Source organism: Nocardia sp. PE-7 (genome assembly GCF_030486425.1).
GTDB lineage: Bacteria > Actinomycetota > Actinomycetes > Mycobacteriales > Mycobacteriaceae > Nocardia > Nocardia salmonicida_A.
The window spans coordinates 1,312,537-1,327,493 of record NZ_CP129614.1; the positions used below are offsets into that span (position 1 = coordinate 1,312,537).

The following is a 14,957-nucleotide window of genomic DNA, read 5'->3' on the forward strand; positions in this document are numbered from 1 at the left end:
CGGCCCGGGCTGATCCCGGGCCGTGCCGAACGGAGCAGGAACCTAGAGCATCGCGTTCATGATGGTGCCGGCGCTGGTGGCGACGACGCCGCCGATCATCGCGCCCGCGACCATCTTCGGTGACTCCATGGAACTGCCGGTCCACTTCTCCCAGGCGAACTTTCCGCCCGCGACAGTGATGGCGATGATGCCGGACAACAAGATGAACCAGGTCAGGTACCTGACCAGCTGCATGATCTTGTCCGCCAGTGGCGGTGCTTCGGGGGTCGGATTGCCGATCTGCGCCAAGGTATCGGTGACGGCGGCCAGGAGCATGGGGTCTCACTCGGTATCTCGGAGGAACGGGAGGACGATGAACTCTGCACTGATGGTATCCGGTCCTGTGCCGCCGTGTCGGCGCCCATCCGATCGAACCGATCGGTTTTGTTGGTGTGCAGCGGGTTCGCGCCCGTATCCTGGACCACGTTCGAATACGGCAGGGCTGGAACGCAGTTCGCGTCACGCGATAGGGGAGCAGGCTATGAGCATCATTCTGACGTCGATGGCCGACACCATCACCACGTACGCGCAGATCGGCAACCCGACGCCGGAAGCGCCTCCGCTGTCGGACAAGATCATGAAAATGGTCCAGTACCTGACTTGGTTCATGATCCTGTCGGGCGTGCTCGCCATCACCGTCGCCGGTGGAAAGTTCGCCTGGGAGAAGTGGAACGGTAGCGCGATGGAGTCGCCGAAGATGATCGCGGGCGCCATGATCGGCGGTGTGATCGCCACCAGCGGCGGCACCATCATGAACGCGATCCTCAGCTAGATCCGCGCGCCCTTGGCGCGATTGCAGGCCCGGCACAGGATCTGCAGATTCGTCGCGCTCGTCGCACCACCGCGACTGAGCGGGATGATGTGGTCGAACTCCAGGTAGTGGCCGTCGCCGCACTCGACGCACGCGCCGCCGTCGCGCTGCCACACCTGGGCTTTCACATCCTGGGGGATACTGCGGCTGTCGAGCTGTCCCGGCGTCAGGACCAGGCGTTTCGACACGCGCAGCGCACCCTCCAGTGCTGCCGCAACATAGTCGGGGTCGGTGACGCCGAACGTCGCGCCGCCCCGCGCCGACGTCGCCGCGAGCACGACGGTGCCGTGCTCGGGATGCACCGAAACCACTCGGTTCCACGGCAATTCGATGCCGGTGCCGTCACCGACGAAGCGCAGTTTCTTCGAGCTGCCGATGAGTCGGCCCTCGGTGTTGCGTGGCCCGCGGGCGAGCATGCGGATGTGGACGGCGGGCAGGTCGAGGTGAACGCGCTCGTCGGGGTCCAGGTGCAGGCCGGGGGTGTTGAGGGTGGGCAGTTCGCCGGCGCGGAGGCGGGACAGGGTGCGGCCGCGATGCATTCGGCGGCGCAGATCCTCGACGATGGCGCCCGACAGCGCCAGCTCGCTGACGACGTGTTCGAAGGCATCCAGTTCGTCGGCGAACACCTCACCGTCGGCGAAGGCGAAGGCGACCATGCGCTCGACCTGGGTCAAGCCCGCGTCGCGCAGTAGTGTTCGGCCGCGCTCCTCGTCGATGCGCTGGAAGCGCAGGGCGGCCCACACCTCGGTCCATTCCTGCGACATCGTGCCGGGGCCCGTGAGCACGCGCCTGGCTCTGTTGCGCCAGTGGGTGAGGAATTCCTCGATCTCCTCGGCGCAGTTCTTGCACGGTCCGTGACCGCCGAAAAGCTTGCGCCGCAAGGGATTGCCGCACCGCGTGCATCGGGTGCGGTGATCGTGGATGTGTGGGTGGACGCTGGAGGTCCACTCGTCGCCGTCCCACCACCGGAGCTGATCGGGGGTTTCCGGATCGGGGTGCCAGTCGGCGAGCTCCGGATCCGGCGGTGGTGGCGGGGGGACCTCGATGACGCGGCGGGTGAGTGCGGGCGCGTGAGTCGTCGGGACTTCGTCGAGTGGATAGGCGGCAGCGGGGGTGACAGCTCGGTGCCGTTGGTCGGGCGAGCCTTCGTACCGGCCCATGACGGCGTGGGTCGGTCGCGCGGGGGTGCTCGATTCGGTGGCAGCACGGCCGGCGCCGGGTTCGTCCACCGTGACCCCGAATTCGGTGGCCAACCCGGCCAATCCGCCCGCCCAACCCTGGCCGATCGCGCGGAAGCGCCATTGGCCGTCGCGGCGGTAGAACTCGCCGAACATCATCGCCTGGACATCCTCGATGCCGTCGATGGTGAACCGGGCGATCGGGCCGTCGGCGGCGTGCACGGTCAAGGTGAGGTCGGGGAGTTGGTCGAAGGTGGCGTCGTCGAGGGACGCGCTGATGACGATGCGTGCCACCTCGGATTCGGTGCGGGGCAGCGAAACGCTCAGTCGCGCGGTGCCGGGGGCGGGCTCCTGGTCGAGGGTGACCGCCTGGGAGGCGTGGCGGGGCGCGTTGAAGAAGACGAAATCCCGGTCACCGCGGACCAGGCCCGATTCGGTGACCAGCAGGGCGTGCGCGTCTACGGCATGTGCCGACCGCCATGAAACGACCACGGCGAGAAGCGATGTCGGGACCGGCGCGTGCGCACCCTTGCGTAGTTCCATGGTGCTCGCATGATGCCATGTCGGTACGACAGGTTTGTTGGAGCGCTGGCTCGCTCGAGTTCGCGGCCCCGCCGGTCCGCGAACCGCCGCTTCGCGGCGGACCCTCCTCGAGGTCGGGTCGTGGTGGTTGAGAGTGCGGTCAGGGGGAAGGACACGAAGCGAAGGGCCTTGGTGTTCCTCCCTGCGTCTGCGGCGTCCTTGCGGCACAGTGGTGTCATGACGAACCCGAGGAAACGGGGGCGCGCGCAGGAGGCTGCTCCGGCGGCGCAGGCGCGGAAGGTGCCGGGGGCCGAATTGTTGTCGGCGGCTCAGGCGGCGGTGGGGGCTGCGCAGACCGCGGCGGGGCAGGCCATCGATGCCGCTCAGCAGACGGCCGGATATGCCTTCGACGCGGCGGTGCGGCTGCCGCCCGCCTCGGCGCAGCTGGCCGCGCAGTTGCCGGATCTGGTGGAGAACCTCTCGATCGCGGTCGATCGGCTCAACAGCACCATTGATCGGCTCGATCGGACATTGGCGCTGGCCGATCCGGTGTTCGCCACCTACGACCGGCTGTTGCCGCGGCTCGAGGCGATGATCTCGCTGGGTGAGGACGTGTTCGGCGCGGTGGCCAAGCTGCCCGGCGTCGGCCTGCTCGGGCGGATCACCGGGCGTGGGGGCGAGGAACCCGCACCGGAACCGGAGCCGGACAAGCGCGGCCGCCGTCGGCGGTGATGCTCACGTTCCGGGCGGCAGCGCGCGGAACGTTGCCGCGGCCTTGAGCACCATCTCCGCGTACTCGTCCTCGGGATCGGAATCCAGCACGATCGCCCCGCCCGCGCCGATCCGCCACTCGCCGTCGTAGCGCACGGCAGTGCGGATGACGATATTGAGGTCGGCGGTGCCGCTCAGGCCGAGGAAGCCGATGGTTCCCGAATAGATTCCACGCGCTTGCGTTTCCAGTTCGTCCAGGATCTCCATGGTCCGCAGCTTCGGGGCGCCGGTCATCGAACCGCCGGGGAAACAGGCGCGCAGGCAGTCGATCACGCCGGCGTCGGGACGCAGCGTCCCGCGCACGGTCGACACCAATTGGTGCAGGGTGGAATAGGTTTCGGTATCCATCAGCTTCGGGACGTGCACCGAACCCACCTCACAGACGCGGCCGAGGTCGTTGCGCAGCAGGTCGACGATCATCAGATTCTCGGCGCGCGTTTTCGGGTCGTCGGCCAGGGCGCGACGCAGGCGCTCGTCCTCGTCGGCGGTCCGTCCGCGCGGGGCGGTGCCTTTGATCGGCTTGCTCTCGACCACCCGGTCCCGGTCGATCTCGAGAAACCGCTCCGGCGAGGAACAGGCCACATCGAGCCCGTCGAAGCGCAGGTAGGCGGCGTACGGGGCGGGATTGCAGCGGCGTAGTCGCCGGTAGAAGTCGAGTCCGTCATCGGGCGCCGCGGCGACGACGACCGCGTCGGTGAGACAGATCTCGTAGGACTCGCCCGCGTGCAGCCGGTCCTGGCACACCGCGATATCGGCGAGATAGCGGTCGCGGCCACGCACCAGATGCGCCTGCACGGCGTCGGGATCGGCGGGCACGTGCAGGTCGGCGGGGTTGGCCCAGGTCGGGAGATCGGCAAGGGCGTCGCCGGTCTCGCGCAGCCACCGCTGCGCGTCGTGCTCGGTGGCGGGTTCGCTCAGCGCGAGCAGGTGGGTTCGTCCTGCCTCGTGGTCGACGACGATCAGCCGGTCGGCGAAGATCCACTGGGCATCGGGAGTGGGGGAGCGGTGCGCACTGCGCCCACCGCAATCGGCTTTCACCTCGTAGCCGAGATAGCCGACGTAGCCACCCGCGAAATCGAAAGGCAGTGGTGGGGTCTCACAGTGCCGAGCCCGGAGTTCGCGGTCGAGATAGTCCAGGACCGTGCCCGCGACGGTGCGTGTGCCCTCGACGTCCGTCACGGTGACGGAGCCGTCACCGACCCGGTAGCCGACGATTTCGGCGTGCGGTCCGCTCGCGTCACCGAGGAAGGAGAACCGGTCGAGTCCTGGTTCGACGTGTTCGCTGTCGAGCCAGAACGCGCTCGCGGCGTCGGCGCAGCGGCGCAGGAAGATCGCTTCGGTATCGATCGCTCGTTCGATCACCTTGTGCTGCAAGCGAAATGAGCGTTCGGGTGAGGTCGGCACTGCCGCCGAGGGCCCGCGCACGACGACGGGCGCGGAAACCTGCGCGCGCGCCTTGGTCAGGTCGGCGAAGTTGCGCAGCAGCGCGGCACCGAACTCGCTCGACACCGATTCGGGATGGAACTGCACACCCCACTGCGGCCGCTCGCGATGACGCACCCCCATGATCACCCCGTCGCTGGTCGAGGCGGTCACCTCGAGCGTCGCGGGCAACGGGCTGCGCGCCGCGAGCGAGTGGTAGCGCACCACGGTGAAGCCCTGTGGCAGACCGGCGAACAGATCTCGATCGTCATGGGTCACCTGATCGAGAAAGCCGTGCCTGGCCTGCGGCGCGCGCTCCACCGTCCCACCCGCGCCGAGCACGATCCCCTGATGACCGAGGCACACGCCGAGCAGCGGCAGTTCGGTCCGCTCGATGAGCGAGGTCGACACGCCCATGTCCCGCGCCCGGTCCGGCCGGCCGGGTCCGGGCGAGATCACCACATTGTCGAAGTGGTCCAGGTTCAGGGCGCCCTCGGCCTCGTCGTTGCGCACGACGGTCGGCTCGCTCCCGTTGACCTCGCTGATCAGCTGATAGAGGTTGTAGGTGAACGAGTCGTAGTTGTCGATCAAGAGCGTGCGCATCGTGGCAGAAACATTACGCCGGGCGTGCGCGCGCGCATTCCCTCGCAGTCCCCACCGCTGCCGGGGCACAATGTGCCCCATGGCTGTTTCTCAACCTGTCGATGTTGACCCGGCGATCGCCGATTTCGTGGCGATCGGGCGGTGGATGGACGAGCAGGGCTTGCCCGGGACGGAGTTCGAGGCGGTCACCGCGCTCGGTGGCGGCACGCAGAACGTGATGCTGCGCTTCACCCGGGGCGGGCGCGACTACGTGTTGCGGCGCGGGCCCAAGCATCTGCGCGCCAAGAGCAACGAGGTGATCGGCCGGGAATCGCGGCTGCTCGGCGCGATCGCCGACACCGAGGTGCGTTCGCCGCGGGTGATCGCCGCCTGCGACGACGAGTCGGTGATCGGCGCGGTCTTCTACCTGATGCAACCCATCCACGGCTTCAACCCGCAGACCGAACTGCCCGCCCTGCACGCCGGTGATCCCGAGATCCGGCGTCAGATGGGCCTGTCCGCGGTCGAGGCCATCGCCCGGCTCGGCTCGCTCGACTACCAGGCGCTGGGCCTCGACGACTACGGCCACCCCGCGGGTTTCCTCGAACGGCAGGTACCGCGCTGGCTGCGCGAGCTCGACTCCTACAGCGGCAACGAGGGTTACCCCGGCCCGCAGATCCCCGGTCTCGAGCAGATCGGTGACTGGCTCGAACGGCACCGGCCGACGGACCCGACGCCCGGCATCATGCACGGCGACTGCCACCTGGCGAACATGATGTTCGACTACGACAGTCCCGAGGTGGCGGCGATGGTCGACTGGGAGATGTCGACCATCGGCGACCCGCTGCTCGACCTCGGCTGGCAGCTGGCGACCCGACCCGAACCCGGTACCGTCGGCGCGGGCCTGATGGGCACCCTCGGCACCGTCGGCGGCCTGCCGAGCGCGGCGGAGATGATCGAGCACTACGGCAAGTTCTCCGACCGCGACCTCGGCGCGGTGACCTGGTACACCGTGCTGGCCTGCTTCAAGCTGGGCATTGTCCTGGAAGGCACCTATGCGCGGGCGTTCGCGGGCAAGGCGCCCAAACAGGTCGGCGACTTCCTCCACGCGGTGACGCTGGAACTCTTCGAGCAAGCGAACCAGCTCGCGGAATGATGCCCGGATCTCGCCGATAATTGGCTCGATATTGATGGAGCGCAAGAAAAAGACATCCTAGGCTCACTCCCATGATCGTCCCCGACACCAAGAACTGGACCTGGGTCCTCGAACGTGCCTGCTCCGAATGTGGATTCGAGGCCGAGCACACCGCGTACGCGGCCGTTCCCGAGATCGTCGTCGACAGCGCCGCCCGGATCGGCTCGGCGCTCGAACGCGACGACGCTCGGGTGCGTCCCGACGAGCTCACCTGGTCTGTTCTCGAGTACGGCGCCCACGTGCGCGACGTGTGCCGAATCTTCGACACCAGGCTCGCGCTGATGCTCGGCGGCGACGGCGTCGAGGTGCCGCGGTTCGAGAACTGGGATCAGGACGCGACCGCCGTCGCCGAGCGCTACGGTGAGCAGGACCCCGCGGTCGTCGCGCGGGAATTGACTGTCGCCGCTGATCGGGTGGCTGCCGCGTTCGCCTCGGTGCCGTCGGATCGGCTCGGGCTGCGGGGTGCGCGCAGCGACGGATCGCTGTTCACGGTCAGCTCGCTGGGTCGGTACTTCCTGCACGACCTCGTCCACCACGTCCATGACGTGCGCGGATAGAAAACTCTCGGAAATTTTCTAGAACGTGTTTCAGAAACCGGTGATTTGTGGCTAGGGTGAGTGCAGTCACAACGAGGCACGAGCTTGGCGAGAGGTCTACCGGCATGAAGACGAAGGGCGCGATCCTGTGGGGCACCGATCAGGAATGGTCGGTCGAGGAGATCGAGGTCGGCGACCCCGTCGCCGGTGAAGTGCAGATTCGGATGGAAACGGCGGGCATGTGCCACTCCGACCATCACATCGTCACCGGCGCGACGCCGATGCCGGCCTACCCCGTGATGGGCGGACACGAGGGTGCGGGTGTGATCACCAAGCTCGGCCCGAACTGTCCGGCCGACCTTGCCGTGGGCGACCACGTCATCCTGTCGTTCATCCCCGCGTGCGGCCGCTGTCCCGCGTGTGTCGCCGGGAACATGGCGCTGTGTGACCTGGGCGCCGGACTGCTGATGGGACAGGCGATCTCGGACGGTACCTACCGCATCCAGGCGCGTGGCGAGAACGTCATCCCGATGTGCCTGCTCGGCACGTTCGCCCCGTACATGACGGTGCACCACACCTCCGTGGTGAAGATCGATCCCACCATCCCGTTCGAGGTCGCGTGCCTCGTCGGCTGCGGCGTGCCGACCGGGTTCGGATCGTCGACCCATGTCGCGCAGGTGCAGCCGGGTGAGACCGTGGTGATCGCGGGCATCGGCGGCGTCGGCATGAGTGCGCTGCAGGGTGCTGTGCTCTCCGGTGCCTCGAAGGTCATCGCCATCGACCCGAATCCGTGGAAGCTGGAACAGGCGCAGAAGTTCGGCGCCACCCACACCTACGAGAGCATGGCCGCCGCGATCATGCCGATGATCGAGGCCACCGAGGGCCGGATGGCCGAGAAGGTCATCCTCACCATGGGTGAGATGCACGGCGACTACGTCGAAGAGGGTCTGATCCTCACCGGCAAGGCGGGCACCCTCGTCGTCACCTCGATGGGCCGCATGGACGCGGGCGACGTCAAGATGAACACCTTCCTGCTGTCGATGTTGCAGAAGACGGTGAAGGGCTGCATCTTCGGCGGCGGCAACGCCCGCCAGGACGCGCCGCAACTGCTCTCGCTCTACAAGGCGGGCCAGCTCAATCTCGACGACATGGTCACCCGCACCTACTCGCTCGAAGAGATCAACCAGGGCTACCAGGACATGCTGGACGGCAAGAACATTCGCGGGATCATCCGCTACACCGAAGCCGACTGGTAGTCAGCGCTCGCCGACCCGCTCGGCGAGACGAACCGCCACCTGAGCGATCAGGTCGTACGGGATCGGTTCGCCGAGTGGGAATTTCAAGGTGCCACGACCCGAGTTGTAGGGCTCGATGGCTTTCTGGAGCGCCTCGTCCCCCTCGGGGACGGGGTACACGCTCACGTGGGACTTCCAGCCCGCGAAGAAGATGAACACCCGGCCGTCGATGGTGGCGGCCGGGATCGCGTAGCTGATCTTCTCGCCCGTGTCCGGTACCGCGCGATGGATCGTGTCGCGGATCTGCTGCAGGATGGCGCGTTCGGCCGGCGGCTGGGCCGCCAGGTAGGCGTCGACGGAGTCGGGTTTCTCGGTCATGCTCTCGACTCTAGGCTCTGACCAGCACTTTCTTGGGGTGACCCGCGGCCTTCAGCCGGCCGTCGCGCATGAGCAGGCAGTGGTCGGCCCTGCCTGCCTCGTCCAGATCGTGGGTGGCTTGCACAACGGTCACACCGGCCGCGCTGATCTGCGCCAGAGCGCGGGAGATCTCGGCCTGCGAGGTCTCGTCCAAGCCCGCCGCCGGTTCGTCGAGCAGCAGTAGATCGGATTCCTGCGCCAGCGCCTGGGCGAGCAGGGTGCGTTGGCGTTGTCCGCCCGACAGGGTGTCGAGCCGCCGAGTCGCCAGATCGGTGAGCTCCATTCTTTCCAGGCAGGTGCGCGCGATCTCGCGATCTGCCCGAGTCAGTCGCCGCCACGGTCCGCGGTGCGCCCAGCGTCCCATCGAGACCGCTTCACGCACGGTGATCGGCAGGGTGGGCGGAATCGCCGTGTGCTGCACCACGAAGGCGGGACGCCGGGTGGTGCCGCGGTGCACCGTTCCCTCCTGCGCCCGCACGGTTCCGGCGAGGACGCCGAGCAGGGTCGATTTTCCCGAGCCGTTGGGTCCCACGATCGCGGTCACCTGCCCGCGCGGGATCGTGGCGGTCACCTCGTGGAGCACGGGTCGTCGGGCATAACCGGCCGTCAGGCGCTCGATCCGGATCGCCGCGTCATCTGTGTGGTTCATCTCACCTCAATTGAAACGATAATCATTTTCAGTATATCGTTTCGCGCTATGGATTGGCTGTTCGCCCCGTTCGAGGTGGCATTCGTGCAACGCGCGCTGTGGGGTGGGCTGCTCGTTTCGTGCGTGTGCGCGCTCGCCGGAACCTGGGTGGTGGTGCGCGGCATGGCATTTCTCGGTGACGCGATGGCGCACGGGATGCTGCCCGGCGTCGCGGTGGCGGCGTTGCTCGGGGGAAACCTGATGCTCGGCGCCGCGGTCAGCTGCACCGCCATGGCTGCCGGGGTGTCGGTGCTGAGCCGTGGCAAGCGCTTCGCGCCGGATACCGCGATCGGGCTGTTGTTCGTCGGGATGCTCGCAGCCGGGGTGATCATCGTGTCGCGCTCGCAGTCGTTCGCGGTGGATCTGACCGGGTTCCTGTTCGGCGATGTGCTGGCCGTGCGAGCCGTCGACCTGTGGTATCTCGTTGCAGCCCTTGGTATCTCGCTGGTGGTGGCAGTGCTCGGTCATCGTGCGTTCGTGGCGCTGACCTTCGATCCGCGCAAGGCGCACACCCTCGGACTGCATCCGAAACTGGCGCACGCGGCGCTGGTGGGGTTGGTGGCCTTGGCGATCGTGGCGTCGTTTCATGTCGTGGGGACGCTGCTGGTCTTCGGACTGCTGATCGCGCCGCCCGCCGCCGCGGTGTTCTGGTCGAACCGGGTACCGGTGGTCATGGCGATCGCCGCGCTGATCGGCGGGCTGTCCACCGTGGGGGGACTGGTCATTTCGTGGCATGCGGGAACCGCGGCGGGGGCCACCATCGCGGCCGTGGCCGTCGGCTCGTTCTTCCTGTCCGCGATCGTCTCCGCGCTGCGGGAACGGGTCGGTCGGGTGGGAGTACTCGCCCTCGCCGCCGTGCCGTTGGTCGGCTGCGGGGCGGGGGAGGCGCCGGTCGTCGAGGAGGCCGTGCCGCACGGGTTCGTCGCCGGCGCGGAGGAGATGAGCGAGGCCCAGAAACGAGTGGTGGTCGCCGATGCGACCGGAGCCGTCCGGGTGATCGATCTGCTGACCGAGGAGGTCACGCCGATCGGCCCGGAAAGTGTGCGAGCGCAACCGGACCCGAGCTCATCGCCAAGTACCGCGCCGTCGCCGAGCGGTGGTGACCGGCGGGTCCCCACCGTCGGCGCGGTCGGTGACGGGCGCTTCGCGTATCTGAGCGCGGGTGCGTCGGTACAGATCGTGGACAGCGGGGCATGGACCGTCGACCACGGCGACCACCGGCACTACTACCGCGCGCCGAGCCGCGATGTCGGTGCGGTCGCCGGCGATACGGCGACAAGCGAGCCGGCGGATGCGAGCCCCGGAACTTCGGGTGGTTCCGGAGTGGTCGGCGCGTACAGCGATGCCGCCGTCGCGACGGTGGTGCTCGGCTCCGGTGCGACGATCGTGTTCGACCGTGCCGAGCTGGACGGCGGTATCGCCCGAACGCAACGTCGGGTCGATGGCATCGCGGTGCCCTATGCCGAGCGGCTCGTCGTCGCCGACAGCTCGGGCCGGGTCGAGGTGCGCGGGCGTGACGGCGCGGCGGGGCAGGTCCAGTCCACCCCGTGTCCGCAGCCGAAGGGCCAGGCTGTGACCAGGCGCGGAGTCGTCTTCGGTTGTGCCGACGGAGCGCTCGTGGTGGCGCAGCGCGACGACGCTTTCGTCGCCGAGAAGGTCCCCTATCCGGCGCCCACTGCGGAGCGTGCGACCGCGTTCACCCATCGCCCCGGCAGCACCACCCTGACCGCGATCGCAGGCCGCGACGCCGTCTGGACGCTCGACATCAGGAAGAGGAACTGGACGCGGACTCCGATCGCCGAACCGATCGCGGTGAACACCGCGGGCGAGGGATCGGCGTTGTTGGTCCTCACCCGCGACGGCGTGCTGCACGGGATCGACCCCGCAACCGGCACGGAAACAGCGCGTACCCCGCTGCTCGGAGGGCCCGTCGAAGGCGATCCGGTGATCCGCGTCGACTCGGAACGGGCCTATATCAACGATTCTCGGAAACGCGTCGTCCACGAGATCGCCTACAACGACAACCTCCGCGTCGCGCGCACGTTCTCACTGGACATCGCGCCCTCGCTGATGGTGGAGACGGGCCTGTGAAGCACCTGTTCCCCGATGACCGTCGGACCTCACGAACCGATCGACTACGCAGGCTGATTCAGTTGCTGGCTGCCGCAGCACTTCTCGTGCCGTTGGTGAGCGCGTGTACCAGCGGGAGCGAGCGGTCCGGGATCGTGGTGACCACGAACATTCTCGGCGATCTGACCCGGGCCGTCGTCGGTGACACCGTGCCGGTGACGGTGTTGATGCAGGCGGGGGCAGATCCGCATTCGTTCGCCATTTCCGCACGTCAGGCGGCTGATATCGAGCGCGCCGCGCTGGTGGTGCACAACGGGCTCGGGCTCGAGGAAGGCGTCGCGCGGCATGTGGGGGCCGCCGCGGCAGCCGGGGTCCCCACCCTGGCCGTGGCCGAGCGGGTGGATCCGATCGCGTACACCTCCGATGAGTCGGCGGGGCAACCTGATCCGCACTTCTGGACCGATCCCCGTCGGGTGCGTATGGCCGTCGAGGCGATCAGCGCCGAGGTGCTCGCCGAAGTCGACGGCGTCGATGCCGCGGCGGTGCGGGCGAATACGCAGCGCTACCTCGGCGAAATCGACGAGTTGGACCGGTGGATGACCCAGCGGTTCGCGGCCGTCCCGGCCGAGCGCAGGCAGTTGGTCACCGACCATCACGTCTTCGGTTATCTCGCACAGCGATTCGGGTTCCGGGTGATCGGCGCGGTGATCCCCAGCGGCACCACCCTCGCCTCACCCAGCGCCTCCGATCTCGACGACCTCGCGACCGCGATCAGGACCGCCGGGGTGCGGGCGATCTTCGCCGATTCCGCACAGCCAGACCGGCTTTCGCGCGTCCTCGCCGAACACACCGGTCTGCAGGTGCAGGTGATCGCCCTGCACACCGAATCGCTCACCCCACCCGGTGGCGGCGCGGGCACCTATCTGGAGATGGCTCGCGTCAACACCGAGTCCATCGCCCGTGGTTTATCCGGGCCGACAGCTTAATTCACGCACAAAGAGATGGAGCATTACATGAACAGGTCACGGACCACCACGATGGTGGCCATGTCCGGGGTACTCGCCTCGGTGGTGGCGCTGAGCGGTTGTGGCACAGAGGATTCCGGCCACGAACATCAGCGCACGCCGGGTGCCGAACCGATCGCCCTGACCTACGACGGCGGGATCTACGTCCTCGACGGCGCGTCACTGACCCAGCGGGCCGACGTGAAGATCGACGGATACAACCGGCTCAATCCAGTCGGCGACGACGACCATCTGATGGTGTCGACCAAGGAGGGCTTCCGCGTCTTCGACGCCTACGACGGCGCGTTCACCGGAACCCAGTTCCCCGCCGCCAAGCCGGGCCACGTCGTCCGGCACGCGGGCAAGACCGTGTTGTTCGCCGACGGGTCCGGTGAGGTCACCATTCTCGAGACCGCGCAGGTCGACAGCGGTAAGCCGATGGAGGTCTACAAGGCCGCCGCACCGCACCACGGCGTCGCGATCGAGTTGAGCAACGGGAATCTGGTGCTCACCCTCGGCACCGAGGACAAGCGCGTCGGCGTCGTCGCGCTCGACAAGGACCGCAAGGAACTCACCCGTAACGAGGACTGCCCCGGCGTGCACGGCGAGGCCGCTGCTCAGGGCGAGGCGGTCGTGATCGGTTGCCAGACCGGCGCAGTCGTGTACCGCGACGGCAAGATCACCAAGGTCACCAGCCCGACCCCTTACGGCCGGATCGGCAACATGGCCGGCAGCGAGGCGTCGCCGATCGTGCTCGGTGACTACAAGCAGGACAAGGACGCCGAACTCGAACGCCCGCAGCAGGTGTCGCTGGTGAACACCACCGACGGCACACTGCGCCTGGTCGATCTCGGCACCAGCTACACCTTCCGTTCGCTGGCTCGCGGCCCGCAGGGTGAGGCGCTGGTGCTCGGCACCGACGGCAAGATCCACGTGATCGATCCGTTGGCGGGCAAGGTGGTTCGCACCGTTCCCGTGCTCGGCGCCTGGCAGGAGCCGCTCGACTGGCAAGCCGCTCGCCCGGCTCTGTTCGTCCGCGACGGCATCGCCTACGTAAGCGACCCGGCCGCCAAGCAGGTGCACCGCGTCGACCTGGCCGCCGGAAACGTCACCGCCACCGCCACTGTGGCGGGCACGCCGAACGAAATCACCGGCGTCACCGCGCACTGAGCGCACCGATCGAGGTCACCACGCTTGTCCGGAAACACTCCGCCTAGAGCGTGGTGACCTCGTCCGTGCCTGACGAACAGGTCAGTCGGCGCACCGCACGACGACCTCGCGCAGGTTACGGCTGCGCACATCGTCGAGAATCGCCATGCCGAGGCGGTTCATGCTGTAACCGAAGCCCAATCCGGTCGTCGGATCGGCGAATCCGAAGGAGCCACCCAAACCGGTTGTGCCGTAAGCACGTTTGTCCGAGCCGAAACGGAAAGTGCCGCGCGACTTACGGAAACCGAGGTGGTATCGGCTCTTGGTGTGCAGGACCAGATCATCGGCGGGCACATCGTCGGCGGTGTCGGCGGCGGCGAGCAGGTCGAGAACATCGTCGTCGATGGGCAGCGCGCCGGTCCGCCCCGCCGCGGCGCCGTAGACCTTCGCCAGCGCGCGGGCATTGCCGACACCGTTCATGCCGGGCCACTCGATCTCGAGGAACTCCCGCCGGGCGGCACGCGCCGGTGCGCCGGGGCGCGGATTGGTCAGTGCCGCATAGGAATAGCCGCGCTTGGCGTAGACCTCGCCGCCGATCCGCAGCGGGATATCGCGGCGCTCGTAGCGCCAGATGTCCAAGCCCTTGGTCGCCGACAGCTGGGCTACGCGTTCCATGGGTTCGGTCTCGGGCAGGCCGATGAACAGATCGGCGCCGACCGGGCCCGCGATCTCCTCGGCGAAGAATCGGCCGAGACTGCGGCCCGCCGGATCCACCCGCCGCAGCAATTCGCTCTGATACAGACCCAGCGTCAGCGCGTGATAACCGTGGCGGGTGCCCGGCTCCCACGCCGGTTTCTGCGCGGCGAGCAGCGCACCGAGAGCGTCACGATCGATCAGCTCGCGCAGTTTCACGATCCGGTCCAGCCCGGACAGGCCGGCTTGGTGGTCGATCAGCTGACGCACGGTGACACGTTCCTTACCCTGCGCGCCGAATTCCGGCCAGTACTTCACCACCGGCGCCTCGTAGTCGAGCAGCCCCCGCGAGACCGCCGTCGCCAGGGTGAACGCCGACATCCCCTTCGACGACGAGAACACCGGCACGATCGTGTCGCGCTCCCACGCCACCTCGCGTTTGCGATCGCGATGGCCTGCCCACAGATCGACCAGTGGCTGGTCGCCGGCGTAGACGGCCACGGCGGCGCCGATCTCGCCGTGGTGGGTGAAGTTGCGGCGGAAGGCGTCGGCGACGGGGCCGAAACCGGCCGCCACGTCGCCGTGGATCGATGGTGCGGGACTCATGGTGTCCTCGATCGTAGCCGCGTCTCGTACGCTGCCGAT

At 67.9% G+C, this 14,957-nt stretch carries 14 protein-coding genes; 8 read left to right on the forward strand and 6 right to left on the reverse strand.

Annotation, left to right across the window (positions count from 1 at the left end):
• Positions 1–42: 42 nt before the first annotated feature.
• Positions 43–315, reverse strand: coding sequence for a hypothetical protein (locus QX204_RS06155; RefSeq protein ID WP_101469239.1), 273 nt, complete (start codon positions 313–315; stop codon positions 43–45).
• 205 nt (positions 316–520) lie between these two features.
• Between QX204_RS06155 and QX204_RS06160 the strand changes: the two genes are divergently transcribed.
• On the forward strand, positions 521–811 hold the full coding sequence (locus tag QX204_RS06160) for a hypothetical protein (protein ID WP_062988118.1): 291 nt from the start codon (positions 521–523) through the stop codon (positions 809–811).
• On the opposite strand, the gene QX204_RS06165 is transcribed toward QX204_RS06160, so the two are convergent.
• Positions 808–2,571 (reverse strand): TerD family protein, encoded by a 1,764-nt coding sequence (locus tag QX204_RS06165; RefSeq protein WP_301905614.1) that lies wholly within the window; start codon positions 2,569–2,571, stop codon positions 808–810. The genes QX204_RS06160 and QX204_RS06165 overlap by 4 nt on opposite strands.
• A 216-nt stretch (positions 2,572–2,787) precedes the next feature.
• Here QX204_RS06165 and QX204_RS06170 point away from each other — a divergent pair, with 216 nt between their 5' ends.
• On the forward strand, positions 2,788–3,282 hold the full coding sequence (locus QX204_RS06170) for a hypothetical protein (protein WP_194828566.1): 495 nt from the start codon (positions 2,788–2,790) through the stop codon (positions 3,280–3,282).
• Between the two features lie 3 nt (positions 3,283–3,285).
• On the opposite strand, the gene pabB is transcribed toward QX204_RS06170, so the two are convergent.
• Positions 3,286–5,346: an aminodeoxychorismate synthase component I gene (gene pabB, locus QX204_RS06175; protein WP_301905615.1), complete on the reverse strand. Its 2,061-nt coding sequence runs from the start codon at positions 5,344–5,346 to the stop codon at positions 3,286–3,288.
• A gap of 145 nt (positions 5,347–5,491) precedes the next feature.
• On the opposite strand from pabB, the gene QX204_RS06180 reads away from it, so the two are divergent.
• From QX204_RS06180 to QX204_RS06190, 3 genes are all read left to right on the forward strand, one after another.
• On the forward strand, positions 5,492–6,481 hold the full coding sequence (locus tag QX204_RS06180; RefSeq protein WP_301907926.1) for a phosphotransferase family protein: 990 nt from the start codon (positions 5,492–5,494) through the stop codon (positions 6,479–6,481).
• 71 nt (positions 6,482–6,552) lie between these two features.
• Complete coding sequence (locus QX204_RS06185; protein WP_301905616.1) at positions 6,553–7,077, forward strand: DinB family protein; 525 nt, start codon at positions 6,553–6,555, stop codon at positions 7,075–7,077.
• Between the two features lie 104 nt (positions 7,078–7,181).
• Positions 7,182–8,312 (forward strand): NDMA-dependent alcohol dehydrogenase, encoded by a 1,131-nt coding sequence (locus QX204_RS06190; RefSeq protein ID WP_301905618.1) that lies wholly within the window; start codon positions 7,182–7,184, stop codon positions 8,310–8,312.
• On the opposite strand, the gene QX204_RS06195 is transcribed toward QX204_RS06190, so the two are convergent.
• Together QX204_RS06195 and aztA are read right to left on the reverse strand one after the other, a co-directional pair.
• Complete coding sequence (locus tag QX204_RS06195) at positions 8,313–8,669, reverse strand: iron chaperone (RefSeq protein ID WP_301905619.1); 357 nt, start codon at positions 8,667–8,669, stop codon at positions 8,313–8,315.
• 10 nt (positions 8,670–8,679) lie between these two features.
• Positions 8,680–9,357 (reverse strand): zinc ABC transporter ATP-binding protein AztA, encoded by a 678-nt coding sequence (aztA, locus tag QX204_RS06200; protein ID WP_301905620.1) that lies wholly within the window; start codon positions 9,355–9,357, stop codon positions 8,680–8,682.
• Between the two features lie 48 nt (positions 9,358–9,405).
• On the opposite strand from aztA, the gene aztB reads away from it, so the two are divergent.
• From aztB to aztD, 3 genes are all read left to right on the forward strand, one after another.
• Entirely contained in the window at positions 9,406–11,487 is a 2,082-nt protein-coding gene (gene aztB, locus QX204_RS06205) for a zinc ABC transporter permease AztB (protein ID WP_301905621.1), read from the forward strand.
• A gap of 92 nt (positions 11,488–11,579) precedes the next feature.
• Positions 11,580–12,452 (forward strand): zinc ABC transporter substrate-binding protein AztC, encoded by an 873-nt coding sequence (aztC, locus tag QX204_RS06210; protein WP_301907927.1) that lies wholly within the window; start codon positions 11,580–11,582, stop codon positions 12,450–12,452.
• 27 nt (positions 12,453–12,479) lie between these two features.
• Positions 12,480–13,640 (forward strand): zinc metallochaperone AztD, encoded by a 1,161-nt coding sequence (gene aztD, locus QX204_RS06215; protein WP_301905622.1) that lies wholly within the window; start codon positions 12,480–12,482, stop codon positions 13,638–13,640.
• A gap of 81 nt (positions 13,641–13,721) precedes the next feature.
• On the opposite strand, the gene QX204_RS06220 is transcribed toward aztD, so the two are convergent.
• Entirely contained in the window at positions 13,722–14,918 is a 1,197-nt protein-coding gene (locus tag QX204_RS06220) for a serine hydrolase domain-containing protein (protein ID WP_301905623.1), read from the reverse strand.
• Positions 14,919–14,957: the final 39 nt, after the last annotated feature.